The organism is Kitasatospora sp. NPDC001261 (assembly GCF_042896795.1).
Lineage (GTDB): Bacteria > Actinomycetota > Actinomycetes > Streptomycetales > Streptomycetaceae > Kitasatospora.
In genome coordinates this window covers 299,883-316,540 of sequence record NZ_JBIAXP010000005.1, presented here as the reverse complement: position 1 = coordinate 316,540, position 16,658 = coordinate 299,883, and the positions used below count along the sequence as shown (strand labels likewise).

Annotated in this window: 18 protein-coding genes; 14 read left to right on the top strand and 4 right to left on the bottom strand. The window is 72.7% G+C overall.

Annotated elements, in window-relative coordinates; translation table 11 throughout:
* Nucleotides 1-4 precede the first annotated feature (4 nt).
* Complete coding sequence (locus ACFY4B_RS09350; protein WP_380780484.1) at nucleotides 5-214, top strand: MbtH family protein; 210 nt, start codon at nucleotides 5-7, stop codon at nucleotides 212-214.
* A complete protein-coding gene (locus ACFY4B_RS09345; protein ID WP_380742496.1) occupies nucleotides 211-576 on the top strand; it encodes a nuclear transport factor 2 family protein in 366 nt (121 codons plus the stop codon). The genes ACFY4B_RS09350 and ACFY4B_RS09345 overlap by 4 nt, the downstream gene beginning before the upstream one ends.
* A gap of 21 nt (nucleotides 577-597) precedes the next feature.
* Here the strand turns inward: ACFY4B_RS09345 and ACFY4B_RS09340 are convergent, their stop codons facing one another.
* The 4 genes from ACFY4B_RS09340 to ACFY4B_RS09325 form a co-directional block, all read right to left on the bottom strand.
* Nucleotides 598-3,489 (bottom strand): amino acid adenylation domain-containing protein, encoded by a 2,892-nt coding sequence (locus ACFY4B_RS09340; protein WP_387967028.1) that lies wholly within the window; start codon nucleotides 3,487-3,489, stop codon nucleotides 598-600.
* A gap of 36 nt (nucleotides 3,490-3,525) precedes the next feature.
* On the bottom strand, nucleotides 3,526-4,350 hold the full coding sequence (locus tag ACFY4B_RS09335) for an SDR family oxidoreductase (protein WP_049649015.1): 825 nt from the start codon (nucleotides 4,348-4,350) through the stop codon (nucleotides 3,526-3,528).
* A complete protein-coding gene (locus tag ACFY4B_RS09330) occupies nucleotides 4,341-5,087 on the bottom strand; it encodes a thioesterase II family protein (protein WP_387967027.1) in 747 nt (248 codons plus the stop codon). Before ACFY4B_RS09330 ends, ACFY4B_RS09335 begins: the two co-directional genes overlap by 10 nt.
* A gap of 174 nt (nucleotides 5,088-5,261) precedes the next feature.
* Nucleotides 5,262-5,948: a DNA-binding response regulator gene (locus ACFY4B_RS09325; RefSeq protein WP_387967026.1), complete on the bottom strand. Its 687-nt coding sequence runs from the start codon at nucleotides 5,946-5,948 to the stop codon at nucleotides 5,262-5,264.
* A 539-nt stretch (nucleotides 5,949-6,487) separates the two neighbouring features.
* Here ACFY4B_RS09325 and ACFY4B_RS09320 point away from each other — a divergent pair.
* From ACFY4B_RS09320 to mslH, 12 genes are all read left to right on the top strand, one after another.
* The gene (locus tag ACFY4B_RS09320) at nucleotides 6,488-7,621 is read left to right on the top strand and encodes a sensor histidine kinase (RefSeq protein WP_387967025.1); all 1,134 of its coding nucleotides are present in this window, start codon (nucleotides 6,488-6,490) and stop codon (nucleotides 7,619-7,621) included.
* 121 nt (nucleotides 7,622-7,742) lie between these two features.
* On the top strand, nucleotides 7,743-8,645 hold the full coding sequence (locus tag ACFY4B_RS09315; RefSeq protein ID WP_049649023.1) for an ABC transporter ATP-binding protein: 903 nt from the start codon (nucleotides 7,743-7,745) through the stop codon (nucleotides 8,643-8,645).
* Nucleotides 8,638-9,390 (top strand): ABC transporter permease, encoded by a 753-nt coding sequence (locus ACFY4B_RS09310; RefSeq protein ID WP_387967024.1) that lies wholly within the window; start codon nucleotides 8,638-8,640, stop codon nucleotides 9,388-9,390. The genes ACFY4B_RS09315 and ACFY4B_RS09310 overlap by 8 nt, the downstream gene beginning before the upstream one ends.
* 126 nt (nucleotides 9,391-9,516) lie before the next feature.
* Nucleotides 9,517-9,645: an aborycin family tricyclic lasso peptide gene (locus ACFY4B_RS09305; RefSeq protein ID WP_103079659.1), complete on the top strand. Its 129-nt coding sequence runs from the start codon at nucleotides 9,517-9,519 to the stop codon at nucleotides 9,643-9,645.
* A gap of 58 nt (nucleotides 9,646-9,703) precedes the next feature.
* The gene (locus ACFY4B_RS09300) at nucleotides 9,704-11,527 is read left to right on the top strand and encodes a lasso peptide isopeptide bond-forming cyclase (RefSeq protein ID WP_387967023.1); all 1,824 of its coding nucleotides are present in this window, start codon (nucleotides 9,704-9,706) and stop codon (nucleotides 11,525-11,527) included.
* Nucleotides 11,524-11,787: a lasso peptide biosynthesis PqqD family chaperone gene (locus tag ACFY4B_RS09295; RefSeq protein ID WP_074004733.1), complete on the top strand. Its 264-nt coding sequence runs from the start codon at nucleotides 11,524-11,526 to the stop codon at nucleotides 11,785-11,787. The genes ACFY4B_RS09300 and ACFY4B_RS09295 overlap by 4 nt, the downstream gene beginning before the upstream one ends.
* Nucleotides 11,784-12,215 (top strand): lasso peptide biosynthesis B2 protein, encoded by a 432-nt coding sequence (locus ACFY4B_RS09290; RefSeq protein WP_074004734.1) that lies wholly within the window; start codon nucleotides 11,784-11,786, stop codon nucleotides 12,213-12,215. The genes ACFY4B_RS09295 and ACFY4B_RS09290 overlap by 4 nt, the downstream gene beginning before the upstream one ends.
* Nucleotides 12,212-13,177, top strand: coding sequence for an ATP-binding cassette domain-containing protein (locus ACFY4B_RS09285; RefSeq protein ID WP_117490377.1), 966 nt, complete (start codon nucleotides 12,212-12,214; stop codon nucleotides 13,175-13,177). The genes ACFY4B_RS09290 and ACFY4B_RS09285 overlap by 4 nt, the downstream gene beginning before the upstream one ends.
* A complete protein-coding gene (locus ACFY4B_RS09280) occupies nucleotides 13,174-14,046 on the top strand; it encodes an ABC transporter permease (protein WP_074004736.1) in 873 nt (290 codons plus the stop codon). Before ACFY4B_RS09285 ends, ACFY4B_RS09280 begins: the two co-directional genes overlap by 4 nt.
* A gap of 8 nt (nucleotides 14,047-14,054) precedes the next feature.
* Nucleotides 14,055-14,558 (top strand): MauE/DoxX family redox-associated membrane protein, encoded by a 504-nt coding sequence (locus ACFY4B_RS09275; protein ID WP_074004787.1) that lies wholly within the window; start codon nucleotides 14,055-14,057, stop codon nucleotides 14,556-14,558.
* A 3-nt stretch (nucleotides 14,559-14,561) separates the two neighbouring features.
* Entirely contained in the window at nucleotides 14,562-15,284 is a 723-nt protein-coding gene (locus ACFY4B_RS09270; RefSeq protein WP_074004737.1) for a thioredoxin domain-containing protein, read from the top strand.
* On the top strand, nucleotides 15,281-16,603 hold the full coding sequence (mslH, locus tag ACFY4B_RS09265; RefSeq protein ID WP_074004738.1) for a lasso peptide C-terminal Trp epimerase: 1,323 nt from the start codon (nucleotides 15,281-15,283) through the stop codon (nucleotides 16,601-16,603). The genes ACFY4B_RS09270 and mslH overlap by 4 nt, the downstream gene beginning before the upstream one ends.
* The last annotated feature ends 55 nt before the right edge of the window (nucleotides 16,604-16,658 follow it).

Genomic DNA, 16,658 nt, shown 5'->3' with positions numbered 1-16,658 from the left:
TCCCATGACGAACCCGTTCGAGGACCCGGACGCCGGCTACCTCGTGCTCGTCAACGACGAGGGGCAGCACTCCCTGTGGCCGGCCTCCCTCGCGGTGCCCGACGGCTGGGCGGTCGCCCACGCCGAGGACACCCGCGACACCTGCCTGGAGTACATCGACCGGCGGTGGACCGACATGCGGCCGCGCGGCCTGGCGGGGAGCATGCAGTCATGACCGGAGCCTCCCCGATCCAGGACGCGGTCCGCCGCTACTACTCACTGGTCGACGCCAACCGCTTCGACGAACTGGTGGAACTCTTCACCGCCGACGCGACCTACGAACGGCCGGGCTACCAACCCCTGGTCGGCCGGGGCGAACTGACCGCCTTCTACCAGGGGGAGCGGGTCATCGCCGACGGCCGGCACACGGTCGACCAGCTGCTGCTGTCCGGGCGGGAGGCCGCGGTGCGCGGCAGCTTCACCGGAACGCTCAAGGGGGGTGACGCGGTGAGCCTGCGGTTCGCCGACTTCTTCCGGACGGACGGCACCGGCCTCTTCGCCCACCGCGTCACGTACTTCTTCGCCCCCTTGGTGTGAACACCGCTGGTGTGGGGACCGTTATGGGGTCTCCCCGACACGGCCGAGGACCAGCTCCACGAAGGACCGCGCCGTCGAGTTCCCGTAGAACTCGCGCGGCGTCACCTTGGGCAGCCCCCGTTGCCGCAGGTCCGACAGCATGCGGACCACCAGGAGGGAGTTGCCGCCGAGTTCGAAGAAGTTGCCGTCGGGTTCCACGTCGACGCCCAGCAGACCGGACCACACGGCGAGGATCTCGGTCCCGAGGTCGCCCTTCGCCTCCGGATCCGCCGTGGCGCCGTCCCGGTCCGTGACCGGTGCCGGTGCCGGTGCCGCGGTCGGAGCCGGGGCCGGGGTGGGGCCGGTGGACGGGGCCGGGAGCCGGGAGAGGTCCGGCTTGCCGTTGAGGGTCAGCGGGATGCCGGACACCCCGGTGAGGCCGGCCGGCAGCATGTGGTCCGGCAGCACGCGCCGGGCCGTCCGCCAGACCTGGTCCACCGAACCGCCGTCCCGGAGCACCACGTAGGCGTCGATGCGGGCGCCGGCCGGGTCCCCCGCCTCGCCCTCCCGGAAGACGACCGCCGCGTCGGCGACCCCGGGGTCCGAGGCCAGGACGGAGGTGATCTCGTCCAGCTCGATCCGGTGGCCCCGCACCTTCACCTGGTTGTCCAGCCGGCCGAGGTGGTCGAGCCGGCCGTCCGGCCTCAGCCGGCCCCGGTCGCCGCTGCGGTACACCCGCTCCCCGGTCACCGGGTCGTCGACGAAACGGTCCGCCGTCAGCTCGGGACGGCCGAGATAGCCGTCGGCCACCCCGGCACCACCCACGTAGATCTCACCGGCGGGCCCCGGCGGCAGGACGTGGCCGTGCTCGTCCCGGACCGACACCCACCAGCCGGGCAGCGCCCGGCCCACGGACCGGGACCGCTCCAGGACCTCGCGCGGGGTCACCTCCTGCGCGGTGACGTGGACGGTCGTCTCCGTGATGCCGTACATGTTGACCAGCCGGCACCGGGCGGGGGAGTGACGGGCGAACCACCGCCCCAGCATCGCCGTGTTCAGCGGTTCGCCGCCGAAGACGACCAGCCGCAGGGCGAGCGGTGCGGCGCCCGGGGCCGACCGGGTGTCGGCCTCGATGAGCTGGGAGAACGCGGACGGGGTCTGGCTGAGGACGGTCACCCGCCGCCGGGCCAGCAGCTCGTGGAACTCGTCCGGGTCACGGGCCGCCCAGTGCGGTACGACGACCAGCCGGCCCCCGGTGAGCAGGCAGCCCCAGATCTCCCACACGGAGAAGTCGAAGGCGCTGGAGTGGAAGAACGTCCACACGTCGTCCGGTCCGAGCCCGAGGTCCGCGGACGTGGCACCGACCAGGGCCAGCACGTTGCGGTGGGGGACCACGACCCCCTTGGGGCGGCCGGTGGATCCCGAGGTGTAGATGACGTAGGCGGCCGTGTCGGTGTTGCCGGTCTTCCCGGTCCCCAGGGGTTCCTGGGCGTCCATCAGTTCCTGGGGCGAGACCACGGTCACCCCCTCGATCCGGGGGAAGCGCGCCGGGTCCCCGATGACGACCGGCACCTGAGCGTCGGTCGCGGTGTAGCGCAGCCGCTCCTCGGGGTACCGGGCGTCCATCGGGACGTAGGCGCAGCCCGCCTTCAGCACGCCCAGCAGGGTGGCGACGAGCGTGGTGTCCCGCTCCAGGCACACCCCCACCCGTGCGCCGCCCACCCCGAGGGCGCGCAGCCCGGCGGCCACCCGCTCCGCCCGGTCGTCCAGCTGGCCGTACGTCAGACTGCTCTCGTCGTCGGTCACCGCGACGGCGTCCGGCCGCTGCCGGGCCAGCTCCGCGATCCGCCCGTCGATGGTCTCCGACGGCGTCCGCCGCTCCGGCCCGGGCCCGGCGGGCGCGGGCTCGCCGGGGTCGGCCGCGGGACGGAAGCCGCCCAGCCGCGTCACGGCCTCGGCCGCGGCGTGGTCCAGCAGGCCCAGCCGCGCCGTCGGAGTCGTCCCGGGCAGGGTGCGCAGCCGCTGGGCCAGGTGCAGGACGCTCCGTCCGAACCACTCCGCGGTCGGCGGGGCCACCGTGCGCGGATCGTGGTGGAGGCGGGCGGCGCAGGTGCCGTCGGGCTGCCGCTCCAGATGGAGGACCAGGGAGAGCCCCGACCCCGGGAACGGGGTGTAGGACGTGCCGGAGGCGGCGTCACCGAGGACCACGCCCACGCTCGCGACCGCAGCGCCGGGCAGCGGAGTGCCGGTGCCGGCCGCGAGGAGGTCCGCGACCGTGCCGTCCGCGTCGACCCGGACGGAGCGCACCGCGGGACCGCCCGCCCGGAACGCGCGGTCGAACACCGCGATGCGCGCCTCCGGCCCGCCCTGGTAGCGCGCCAGCGCCAGCGCCGCCGCGGCCACCAGGGCCTCCTCCCCGGGCCACTCCGGACGGTCCGTCAGCGGGACCGTCCCGGCGGCGGTGGGGTCCGGCGCCTGGCGGTCCCCCAGGCCCCAGGGCACCGTGAGCGGCGTGGTGTCACCGTCCGACCCGTCTTGCGCGTCCTGCGCGTCCGGTGTGTCGAGGGAGGGCAGCGGGTGGTCGTCGAGGGGCTCACCGTCCAAGAGGAGCGCCGCCAGCCGCACGAGCACGCCGTAGGGCACCGAACGCCGCGCCACCAGGACCGCGTCGACGACCCCGTCGGCGTACTCCACGAGCACGGCGCGCAACGGGGGTCCGCAGGGGTGCAGGGGCCGCTCGGCCTCCTGGCGGACGCGGGCGTGCCCGGGGCCGGTCGAGGAGTCCACCGCGAGCGGCAGGGTCCACAGCCTCGACCCCGCCGGCTCCGGCCGTTCCCTGCTCTCTTGTTCGAACAACGTCCGGCTCTGTTCCCGGTCGACCGGGTACCGGGCGCGTACCACCAGGCTGTGGCAGGCAGGAGTGCGTACGGTCATCAGATCTCCCTCTCCGAAGGGGGCGGGCGGGCACGGTCACCGGGCGCTGAAGCCGCCGTCGACCGTGAGCACACTGCCGGTCACCTGGCGCGAGTCGTCGCCCGCCAGCCAGAGGGCCGCACCGGCGACGTCCGGGGGCTCGATGAGGGCGTTCATCGGCTGGGCCTGGACGAACACCTCCTCGTGTTCGTCGACGCGGACGTCGAGCGAGCGCGCTATCTCGGAGAGCATCCGGCCCTCGACCAGGGGGTCGTCCCGGACGGAGCCGGGGCAGAGCGCGTTCACCCGGACGCGGTGCGGCGCGTAGTCCAGTGCCGCCGCCTTGGTCAGGCCGATCATGCCGTGCTTGGCGGCGACGTAGCCGGCGAAGTGCCGGTAGCCCACGAGACCGGCCGTCGAGGCGATGTTGATGATGCTTCCCGAGCGCTGCTCGATCATCGCCGGGACCACGGCCTTGGTCATCCGCCAGGCGCCCGACAGGTCGACGTCCAGCATGAGCGACCACTCGTCCTCGGTGATCTCGTGGACCCTGCGGCCGGAGGGCGCGGCGATCCCCGCGCCGTTGACCAGGACGTCCAGCCGTCCGAACCGGTCGAGGCACTCCGCCACGACCGAGGTGACCCTTCGGAGGTCGCGCACGTCGCAGTGGGCCGGGAGCACCGTGACGCCGTGCCGCGCGCACAGGTCGGCCGTGTGCGCGAGCTGGGCGGCCGACCCCATGGGGTACCCCACGCCGGGGAGGTCGTCGGCGATGTCGAGCAGCAGCAGGTCGGCGCCCTCCGCCGCGAACCGGACGGCACAGGCGCGGCCGAGCCCGCGCGCCGCCCCCGTGATCACGGCCGTCTTGCCCTTCAGCTGCACGGCGACCCTCCGCGGTCGGCGTCGGCCGGGGCGGCGCCGCCGTCGGAGAGTACCTGCGCGACCGTGGTCAGCAGCACCTCCGGGGAGTCGACCAGGTACATGTGACTGCCGGGCAGTTCCCGGTAGTCGAAGGACGCCCCGGTGGTGCTCCGCCACTCCTCGGCCTGCGTCCGGGAGACGAGCCCGTCGTCGGCGCCGCGCAGCGAGGTGACCGGGAGCGGCAGCGGGGTGTCGGAGGCGGGGACGTAGTCCTCGTGCATCGCCACGTCGGCGCGCAGCAGGGGCAGGAGCAGCTCCCGCAGGTCGGGGTCGTCGAAGGCCGCGTGCCGGTAGCCGGCGAACTCGCCGACGCGGGCCAGGAACTCCTCGTCGTCCAGCCCGGTCGCCCGCCGCTCGCGCCCGCTGCCGGGGCCGGGGGATCCGCTCACGAAGAGGTGGCGGAGTCCGGAGCGTCCGCCCAGCTCGCGGGCCAGCTCGTACGCGAGGACGGCACCCAGGCTATGCCCGAAGAGCGCGAACGGTGCCTCGCCGCCCACGAGTTCCAGTATTCGTGGGGCGAGGGCGGCGGCGGCCTCCGACGCGTCGGTGAACGGCTCCTCCAGGAACAGCTCCTCGCGGCCGGGAAGTTGGAGGGGTACGACCTTGAGGCCGGGCGGTGCGACGTTCCAGGCGCGGTAGAACCCGGCTCCGCTGCCCGCGAAGGGAAGGCAGACGAGGGGCAACTCGGTGGGGGACACGACTCGTTCACTCCTTGTGTTCCGATGGGGCCGGAATGCTGATTTCGGGCATGGCACGCCGAAGCCCCGGCTCGGCGGGGCCGTCGTCGGCCACCCGCTCCAACCGGAGCTTCTTCCTGCGGGTCAGGCGCGTTCGGCAGAGCTATGTCATGCCACGCCTGAGGTGAACTCGTGCTACGCGGTGCGGACTTCCCGTGTCTCCTTCCCGAGACCGGCGTCGCGGGCCAGCACGGCGGCGGAGGCCCGGTCGTGCACCTCCAGTTTCGCGAAGATCCGTGAGACGTAATTGCGTACGGTCTTTTCCGCCAGGAAGATCCGACGGGCGATCTGGTGGTTGCTCAGTCCGCCGGCGACCAGTTCCAGGATCTCGAGTTCCCTGCTGGTCAGTTCGGACAACCCGGTCGTCTCCGGCAGGATCCGCACGGTGGAGAAATGCAGGCTGAGCCGGGAGGCGATGGTCCGGCTGAAGACGGCGCCCCCCTTGGCCACGATCTCGATGGAATGGAGGAGTTCCTCGGAGGACCTCATGTGCGAGAGGTACCCGCTGACCCCGACCCGCAGGGCGGTGAAGACGGCGTCGTCGTCGTCGTTCTGCGACACCACCATCATTTTGGGCCTGGTCTGGTGGCGACGGTATGTCGAGACGATCTGCTGGGCGTTCTCGTAGATGGACCTCTTCGAGGACGGCTCACCCAGGATGACCACGTGCGGCTGTAATTCGGTGTTCTCGAGACATCGCATGCCGTCGAGGACGCCCACGGCCCGGCCGACGAGTGTGAATCTGCCATCCTGTTCGATGATTGTCTCCAGTCCGGCGAGTGAAACCGGATTGTCGCTGATGATGAACAGGTTGATCTCCATTTGTACGTCCCCCGTTTGGCACGTCGTACGGCTCGTTTTTCTTCGGTGCGTCATTCTTTGCAGGAGAAAGGCCGGTCCGGTGCTCCAGCGAGTATGGGTAGACGAATGATCGAAACGCAAGTTCCGCTCTTAACTGCAAGGGATCGTTCCGCTTGATGAGTGACTATCCGGTCATCCGGTATGTCTTCGCCGGACGGGTGTGGCGCGGGGACGCCGGCGGTCCCCTGGGCTCGCGGGTGAGCCCGGAGTCCCTGGGGCCACGGGCCCGGCGCGGCCCCGTCACCGGTTGCCCTCCCTCCGCGCCGGGCACCGTGCGGGCGCGGCGGACGGTGGCCGAAACGGGGAGGTGACGACTGTTTCCCGAGGAACGGATGTTTATCCAGAGACAGGGGGGGCATTGTCGACAGGCATATGGTGTGGACCAATGGGCCTGGTCGCCGGCGGGCGACAGTACACCCGCAGGGCGAATTGCGGTACACGCCGACCTTGATCCACGCCCGTACTGGACGCGCCTCGAACCGGCCCCCTACGTTCGGCACATGGGTAATGCTCCTCGTCGGCGCCTGATCACACTGGACGTGCTGGCCGCGCTCGGGTTCGTGATCCTCCCGCAGGTGTCGGTGCTGCGTCCGGCCGACGGCGGCGAGGTGGGCGCCACCGCCGTGTGGCTGCTGTCCCTGGGCACCGCGCTGCCGCTGGTCGTACGGAGGCTGTGGCCGGTCCCGGTGTTCGCGGTCGCGTTCACCGCCGCCTGGGTGGCGCTGGTCGCCGGGGTCGGGCCGACCCCCTTCCTCGCCGCCGCCTACGCCCTGTACCTGGTGGCCACCACCAGGAGGGGGCGACCGGGGCTTTCCGTGGCCCTCGTCGCCGGGCTGTGCACGGCCGGCGCGGTCCTGATGACGGTGTCGGGAGGGCAGGGGTACCAGGGCGGGAGCAGGGCCGTACAGGTCGTGCTCGGAGTGCTCGTCCTCGGCGCCACCTGGGCGACGGGGGCCGCGGTCAGGGAACGGCGGGAGAGCCTGCGGCGCGCCATCGAGCACGCGGCCGAGCAGGCGAAGGCCGAGGAACGCCTGCGCATCGCCCGTGACATCCACGACGTCGTCACCCACAGCGTGGGCGTGATCGCGATCAAGGCGAGCGTCGCCAACCACGTGGCCACCACCCGCCCCGAGGAGGCGCGGGAAGCCCTGGCGGTGATCGAGGACATCAGCCGCCGGGCGCTGCGTGACATGCGGGCCACCCTCAAGGTGCTGCGCCGCGAGCAGGACGGCGGCGCCGGCGACCTGCGGCCGGTCCAGGGGCTGACGGACCTGCCGGCCCTGGTGCGCACGGCCGAGGCCGCCGGAGTCCGCGTCGACCTGCGGAGCGAGTACGAGGAGGAGCCCCCGAACGGTGTCGCGCTGTCCGTGTTCCGGATCGTCCAGGAGGCCCTGACCAACGTCGTCAAGCATGCCGCGCCCACCCGCTGCCGGGTCCGGATCGCGGCCGTCCAGGGCACGTTGACGATCGACATCACCGACGAGGGCCCCGGGCCCGGGCACCGGCCCACCGTGCCTGGCGGGGGGATGGGCCTGGTCGGGATGAAGGAGCGGGTCGCCGCGCACAGCGGCACCTTCGGCGCCGGGCCGCGGCCGGGCGGCGGCTTTCGGATCGTGGTGACACTGCCGTACTGAGCCCGACCCGTTCCCGGGTGCCGGACTCATCCGCAGGTATGGGTTCGGCCCGTGCGGGCCGCCGCGGAATCCCGACCCCGGACCGATGCGGCCGGCCGGCCCGCCCGACGAGACTCGTCCCGTGATCGAAGTCCAGAACCTGACCAAGCGGTACGGGGAGACCACCGTCGTGGCAGGCCTCACCTTCACGGTGCGGCCGGGCGCCGTCACCGGATTCCTGGGCCCCAACGGGGCCGGGAAGTCCACGACGATGCGCATGATCCTCGGCCTCACCCGCCCGGATGCCGGAACCGCCCTCATCGGCGGCCGCCCCTATCACGAACTGACGTACCCCGCCCGACAGGTCGGCGCCCTGCTGGAGACGGCGGTCGCGCACCGCAGCCTGACCGCCGCCGACCATCTGCGCTGGATCGCGCAGAGCAACCGGATCGACCGGCGACGGGTCGCGGAGGTCCTGGAGGCGGTCGGCCTGACCGGAGCGGCCCGGCGGCGGGTCGGCACGTTCTCCCTCGGCATGGGACAGCGGCTCGGCCTGGCCGCGGCCCTGCTCGGCGACCCGCCCGTCCTGGTGCTCGACGAGCCGGTCAACGGCCTGGACGCCGAGGGCATCCGATGGCTGCGCGACCTGCTGCGCTCGATGGCCGCCGAGGGCCGGACCGTCCTCGTCTCCAGCCACTTGATGGCCGAGATGTCCGTGGTCGCGGACGACCTGGTCGTCATCGGCCGCGGACGACTGCTTACCCAGACCGGCACGGAGGAGTTCATCCGGCGCCACGCACGGACCTACGTGCGGGTGCGGACCTCCGAACCCCTGCGCCTGCACCGGGAACTGGAACGGAACGGCGCCTCGCTGAGCCTCGCGCACGACGGCAGCCTGGAGGTCGACGGCATGACGGCGGCCGAGATCAACCGGCTGGCCGCGGCAGGCGACCTCCCGCTCGAAGAGCTGAGCACCCACACGGGATCGCTCGAGGACACCTTCCTCAAGCTCACCGGCCCCGAAGGGAGCAGCACCCGTGTCTGAGACGGCCGCGGCCATGCGGGCCGAGTTCACCAAACTGCGCGGCGTCCGCGGCACGTTCGTCGCGCTGCTGCTGTTCGCCCCCGCCAGCCTCCTCCTCTCCGCCCTGGGCGGCTGGTCCGCGAGGAAGGCGATCGAGTCGGACAACCCCCTGCTCCGCTCCGACTTCACCCCCGAGCAGACCGGCATGGACGGCGTCCTCTACGGCCAGCTGGCGCTGATCGTGTTCGCCGTGCTCCTCGTCTCGAGCGAGTACTCGTCCGGCATGATGCGGGTCTCGCTGCTCGCCGTACCCAGGCGCGGTCAGCTCTACCTGGCGAAGGCGGCCGTCACCGCCGCCGCCGCGGTGGCCGTCGCGATCCCCGTCACCGTCCTCGGCTACCTGCTCACGCAGTTCGCCCTCGGTCCCCACGGCGCCGGCATCGACACGAGTGGTGTCCCCCGCGCCCTCGCCGGCGCCGTGGTCTATCTGACGATGATGAGCCTGTTCGCGGCGGGCGTGGCCTCGACGGCCCGCGGCGCCGTCGTCCCGCTGGCCGTCCTGCTCCCGATGGTGCTCGCCGGCTCCCAGATCCTGTCCACCATCGGCGCGACCAAGGAGATGGTCCGGTACCTCCCCGACCGGGCCGGCATGCGGATGCTCACGGTCGGCTCGGACGACGCGCCCACCGGGTTCGCCGTTCTCCTCGCGTGGACCGTCGTGGCACTGGCGGCCGGCTGGCTGCGCCACCGGCGTTGGGACGGTTGACGGGACGGGCGGCGGGACGGTCGTGAGGCACCTGACCCATGACCGTGGGACATGACGCTGCGTAGATTCCCAGACATGTCACGGGCCGAACTGGTCGGCCCGGACGATCCCCATCTGGGAGGAACCATGTCCGCCATTTACGAGCCCCCGGCACTGCACGAGGTCGGCGACTTCGACGAGCTCACCAAGTGCCTCGGCATCGGCAGCTGCCAGGACTTCGTCGGCTGCGGCTACGCCGTCGTCTGCTTCTTCTGATCACAAGGGGTGCCGGTGCGCTCAGGCGCACCGGCACCACCCCAGGGAGCGAGACGACATGGAATTCGTAGTTCTTCCGGACAGCGCGGCCGGCGCCGAGGCGGCCGCGCGGCTGCGGGCGACACACCGGATCGACCACGCGTCGGGGCGGCCCTGGATCGTGGGCGACTGGCAGCAGGACGAGATGACGGTGCTCCAGGCCGGTCCACGGCGCCTGGCGCTCCTGGGACGCACCCGGCTCGACGAGCAGGCCACCACGGCCGCACTCGGGCGGATGCGCTCCCTCCACGACATCGACGCCGTCGCGTCCCGCCTGCCGGGCCTCGTCCACCTGATGGCCTCGATGGACGGCAAGGTCCGAGTGCAGGGCTCGGTCTCCGGTGTGCGCCAGGTCTTCACCGCCGTGGTGGACGGGGTGACCGTGGCGGCCGGCGCCGTGGGGCCGCTGCTGCGCCTCACCGGCGCGGGCCTCGACGAGACGCTGCTGGCCGCCCGCCTCCTGGCACCCGGCGGAGCGCCGTGGCCGCTGTCCCTGCGCCCGGTCCGCCGGGGTGTCGACGCGCTCGCCACCGGGCACTGGCTCGAACTGGACGCGGCCGGTCGGTCGCGGCAGATCCGCTGGTGGAACCTGCCGGAGGCCCGCCTCCCGCTCGCGGAGGGCGCGCGAGCCGTGCGCACCGCGCTGTCCGAGGCGGTCGCCACCCGGATCCGTCCGGACCGGACGATCAGCGCCGACCTGTCCGGCGGCCTGGACTCGACCTCGCTCTGCTTCCTCGCCGACGCGGCCGGCGCCGACCTGGTCACGTACCACGTCATGCCGATCGACGGCGCCAACGAGGACACCGCCTGGGCGCGCAAGGCCGCCGCCATGCTCCCGTCGGCCCAGCACCACATGCTCTCCTCGGACCGCGCCGAGAACCTGCTCGACGTCGGCTACACCGCCGACTACGCGGACCTGGCCCCGGAAGGGCCGTCGACCTGGGCCTCCGGGCTCGCACACATCCGGGACCTGGCGACACGGGCCACCGGCGAGGGCGCGACCCTGCACCTGACGGGCTTCGGAGGGGACGAGCTGTTCGGAAGGATGCCCGCCTGCGCCTGGTCGCTGGCCCGTGCCCAGCCGGTCAACGGCCTGAAGCTGCTCAATCGCTACCGGCTCGCCAACCGCTGGTCCCTGGGCGGGACCGTGCGGGCGCTCACGGACCGGTCGACGTTCGCCCAGAGCCTCGCCCGGGTCGCCGCCCGGATCAGCGACCCGCCCCCGCCGCTCGACGAGCCCGACTTCGGCTGGGTGTTCGCGCCCCGCCTGCCGGCCTGGGCCACGCCGGACGCCGCGGCGGCCGTCCGGAAGCTGCTCACCGACGCCGCTCGGGAGACCCCCGAGCCGCTCGACGCGGACCGGGCCCGGCACCAGGCGCTCGCCTCGATCGCCTTCGAGGGCAAGACGGTCCGTCAGGTCAACACCGTCGTCGCCGCAAGCGGCATCGTCTGGGACGCCCCCTTCCTCGACGACCGCGTCCTGGAGGCGGCGATGTCCACCCGGATCGACGAGCGACTGGCGACCGGGCGGTTCAAGCCGCTGCTGATCGACGCAGTCCGGGGTCTCGTACCCGCGGACATCCTCGACCGCCGCGACAAGGGCGAGTTCAGCGCCGAGGCGTTCCGGGGCATTGCCCGCAACCGGGCCCGGCTCCTGGAACTCTGCGAGGACTCGCAGCTCGCCCGGCTCGGCCTCATCGACCCGGCGAAGTTCCGGTCCGCGGTGCTCAACCCCGGGCCGATGGCCCATCACATCCAGCCGATCGAGACCACCGTGGCCTGCGAGAGCTGGCTCAGGACGCACCTTCGGCCCCACCTCCAGGACACGGGAGAACGCAGATGAAGCTGAGCCTTGCCCGCGACGTCACCCTCACCCCGATCGAGACCGGGGCGGTACTGCTCGACGGACGCCGGGGTCGCTACTGGCAGTTGAACGCGACCGGCTCCGCCATCCTGCGCAAGCTGCTCGACGGGGACTCCCCCGACACGCTCGCCGTACTCATGTCCGAGGCCGCCCCCGTGAGCCGGGACCAGGCCCACCAGGACGTGATGGACCTCGTCGACGGACTGAGCGCGGCCAACCTCGTGGAGGTCTCGCGGTGACCACCCCCGCCGTCGCGGAACAGGCCCCGCGACTTCCGCTGCACCGCCAGATCGCGCCCAGGTGCGCGGCCGGCGCGGCCCGGCTGCTGGTCAGGCTGCCTCCGGCCCGGCTCCAGCGGGTGCTGCGCGTGATCAGCCGGGGCACCCGGCCCGCCGGGTACGCCGAGACAGCGCGGGCCAGACGGTCGGTCGTCTCGGTCAGCACGCGCTGCGCCGGCCTCGGCTGCCTCCAACGGTCCGTCGCCACCGTCCTGTTGTGCAGGGCCCGGGGCAGATGGGCGGACTGGTGCACGGGGTTCCGCACCCAGCCTTTCGCCGCCCACGCCTGGGTCGAGATCGACGGACGGCCGGTGGACGAACCGGGTGAGATGGGCGTGTTCCAGACCGTGCTGGCCGTGCGCCGCCCCGAGAGGAGAAACCTCCGATGACGGCGATCCGGGCCGAGGGCCTCTACGCCTACTACGGTACGAACGCGGCCGTCAACGGCCTCGACCTGACCGTCCCCGACGGCGCGACGTTCGGCTTCCTGGGGCCCAACGGCGCCGGCAAGACGACCACGATCAGCATGCTGACCACGCTCCTCAAGCCCACGGCGGGCCGGGCGGAGGTGGCCGGTGTCGACGTGGTGAGCCGGCCCGCCGAGGTGCGCCGCCGGATCGGCATCGTCTTCCAGGAGTCGACGCTCGACCAGGACCTCACCGCGGCCGAGAACCTCCGCTTCCAGGCCGACCTGTGCGGGCTCGGCCGTCGCGAGGCACGCGGAATGATCGCCGAGATGCTCGACATGATGGAACTGTCCGGACGCAGCAACGTCCCCGTGGGGCAGTTCTCCACCGGTCTGCGCCGCCGCCTGGAGATCGCCCGGGGCCTGCTCGGCTCCCCCAGGGTCCTCTTCCTCGACGAGCCGACCACCGGCCTCGACGCGCAGACCCGCGCGGCCGTCTGGGAGTACCTGGGCAGGCGGCGCCAGGAGCAGGGCATCACCGTCTTCTTCACCACGCACCAGCTGGAGGAGGCGGAGCACTGCGACCGGATCGCGATCTTCGACAAGGGCAAGGTCGTCACCGAGGGGTCGCCCGCGGAACTGAAGTCCATCATCGGGTCCGACCTCGTCGTGCTGCGCACCGAGGACGACGCGCTCGCGGCGGAACAGCTCTCCGAGCGCTTCGGCCTGACGACGGAGCCCGCGCCCGACGGACTGCGCCTGAGGGTCCCCCACGGCCCCACCCTGGTGCCGCGGCTGTGCGCCGGACTCGGGGTGACCGTGCTCTCGGTGACCACCACCTCGCCGACCCTGGACGACGTCTTCCTGCACCACACCGGGTCCGAGATCCGGGAGAGCGGGACGAAGACCCGCACACTCAGCGATATCGGGGAGGGAATGCGATGAGCGGTCTGGACACCGTACTGGACGCTCCCGCCGGGAAGGCGGCCCCAGCCGGCCCGACCGCCGGCCGCCGGGGATTCGCCCTCAGGCCGTACGCGCTGCTCTGGCGGCGGGAGATGACGCGACTGCGGCACAACCCGGTGCGCCTGATCATGGGTCTGGTGACGCCGCTGCTGTTCCTCGTCGTCCTGGGCACCGGCCTCGACGCGGCGTCCTCCAGCCTCGGCAAGGCCCAGCTGAACGACTACCGGGCCTTCCTGTTCCCCGGCACGCTGATCATGTCTGTCCAGGCGCCGGCGGTCGCCGTGGGCATCTCGCTCGTGTGGGACCGCAAGCTCGGCATGCTCCGGCAGATGCTCGTCTCGCCGTTCCCGCGCTCCAGCATCGTGCTCGGCCTCGCGTTCGGCGGGGCCACCACGGGCGCGGTCTACGGCCTCATGCTCCTGTCGGTCGGAGGCATCGCGAGCATCCGGTACACGCCGATGCTGCTGGTCGTCCTGCTGGAGACGCTGCTCGTCTCGCTGATGTTCACCTCGATCGGGCTGCTCGCCGCGGTCACGATCCGACAGGTCGAGACGTTCCAGATCGTGGTGAACCTGAGCCTGATGCCGCTGATGTTCTTCTCCGGCGCGATGTTCCCGCCGAACGGGCTGCCGGGCTGGCTCGACACCGTGGTCAAACTGAACCCCCTCACCTACGGCGTCGACGCGGTCCGCCGGACCCTGCCCGGGCCCGACATCCTCACCTCGGAGCAGACCCGGCTGATGCTCGGGCACTGGCACCCGCCCGTGGTCGCGGAACTCGGGCTGCTGGTGGCGATCACCGCCGCCGCGCTCGGCGTGGCCACCCACCGGTTCGCGCGGTCGCGGTGAGCGGGACCGTGAACGGAACCGGAGTGCACCCGGCGCGTGCCGTACGGGCATGGGAGTGGACGGGGACCGCGGCCCGGCTCCTGCTGGCGGCGGTCCTCGGCTACGCGGGCCTGCTGAAGGTCCAGGACCTCACGGAGGCCGGCCGCACGGTCGTCCTGTACCGGATTCTGCCCGATGACACCGCCCAACTCGTCGGCGGCGTACTGCCGTTCATCGAGGTCTCGCTCGCCGTGCTGCTGCTCGCGGGGCTGGCGACCAGGGTGGTGGCGGCCGGCGCAGCCGTGCTGATGGTGGTGTACATCGCGGCCATCACCTCGGTCTGGGCCCGGGGACTGTCCATCGACTGCGGCTGCTTCAGCAGCGGAGGCACCGTGACGGACGGAGCCGTGCGCGGCTATGTCATCGACATCGCGCGCGACCTGGTCCTGCTCGCCGCGGCCGTCCTCCTGATCCGGAATCCGCGAACCCGCTACGCGCTGGACCCCTGGGTCCTGGACACGAAGGAGCGATAGGCCATGCAGGCAACGGACGCCATGGTGCGGGAGATGGTGCGGAAACGGCACCGCCGGCGGCGCACCCTGCTGGTGTCGCTCCTGGCCGCGGTCGTGGTGGTCGGGGCCGCGCTGGTGGGCGTCGGCCTCGTCCGGGCGAGCAACACCATGCCGGACAAGGTGCCGGGCACCGTCCCCGCCCAGGCGACGGACGACAAGGCGGGGCTGCTCGCCTCCAGGGGCAAGGTGCGCGTCGACCTCTACCTCGACTACCTCTGCCCCGAGTGCCGCAACACGGAGAAGGCGCTGGCCGGCGAGCTGAAGACCCTCCAGGCGAGCGGCGACGTGAGCGTCGTCTACCACCCGGTCACCTTCCTCGACAACCGCAGCAGCCCCGCGGGCTACTCGACCCGGGCGGCCTCCGCCGCGGCCTGCGCCGTCGAGCAGGGCAGGTTCGAGGAGTACACCGCGGTGCTGTTCGACCGGCAGCCCGCCGAACGCGGGCCGGGCCTGAGCGAGGCCCAGCTGATCGCGGCCGGGCAGGATGCCGGGATCACCGGCGCCGCCTTCGAGGAGTGCGTCCGGGCCGGCACGTACACGCCCTGGGTGCGGTACGTCTCCGACGTCGCCGCGTCCCGCAAGGTCGCGCTGACCCCGACCGTCACGGTGAACGGCAAACGCGTCGAGGTCACCGGGGCTGACGCGGTCGCCACCCTCACCCGCGCGGTGACGGAGGCCCGCGGATGACCCGGCTGACCGTGGCGCTCTCCGGGGACTGCATGGCGACCCGGGGAGCGCTGATCAGCTCCGAACCGGCCGCCGCCGGGCTGCGCGAGACCCTGCGCGCAGCGGACTTCGCCTTCACCAACCTGGAGGTCGTCCCCGCCACCGGACGCGGGCACCCGGTGCACAACGCGGCGGGCGGCGGCTGTCTGGTCGCGGACCAGGGCGTGGTCGACGAGGTCGCGGCGGCCGGCTTCACGGTGCTCGGCTGCGCCAACAACCACGCGCTGGACCTGGGCACGGACGGACTGCTCGGCACAGTGGACCTGTTGCGCGCGAAGGGCGTCCCGTTCGCCGGGATCGGCGCCGACCTCGCCGCCGCCCGCCGGCCGGTCTACGTCGACCGTCCCGCCGGCAGCCTGGCCGTGATCTCATGCAGCTCCACGTTCCTGCCCGGGCAGGAGGCGGCCGCCCCGTCACCGGACCTGCCGGGCCGGCCCGGGCTGAGCCCGCTGCGGCACAGCGCGACGCTGCGGGTGACGCCGGCGCAGATGGACGTCCTGCGCGGGATCGACGGCGATACGGGGCTGCGGGACCGGCGGGCCGAGGCGCGCACCCTGCTCGGCTTCGATCCCGCCATGCCCTCGCCCGGCCGGCTCAACCTGTTCGGCACCCGCTTCGAGACCGCGGACGCGCCGGGCTTCACCACCCGGTGCGATCCGGCGGACCTCGACGGGATCTCCCGGTGGGTGGCCGAGGCCCGGCGCCGCGCGGACCTCGTCCTGGTCAGCGTGCACTCCCACGAGCCCGGACTGACGCCGGAGACACCCGGCGAGTTCCTCCGCGAGTTCGCCCACCGGATGATCGACGAGGGCGCCGACATCGTGGTCGGGCACGGCCCGCACCACCTGCGCGGAGTGGAGCTCCACCGGGGGAAGCCGATCTTCTACAGCCTGGGGAACATCGTCAGCCAGATCGAACTCGCCGACCGGGTGCCGGCCGAGGACTACGCGAAGGTCTCCGCCGGTGAGCAGCTCACCCCGGGCCGGTACTTCGACGAACTCGGCGGCCACGGCCGCCGGATGTTCGCCCCGCATCGCCGGTACTGGCAGTCGCTCGTGCCGGTGCTCACCTTCGACGACGGCGTCCTGGTGGGCGCCCGCCTCCACCCGGTCGACCTGGGCTTCGGCCGGCCGGTCCACCACCGGGGCCGCCCCCGGCTGGCGGACTCCGTCGTCGCCGGGGAGATCCTCGCCGACGTCGTCCGGCTCGCGGAGCCCTACGGCACCGGGGTGACGGTCGGGGAGGCCGGGACGGGCGAGCTGGTGCTCGACGGCTCGTGACGGGCGCGGCCGGCCGGGGTCCTTCAGCCCCGGCCGGACCGCCCTCAACAGGCCG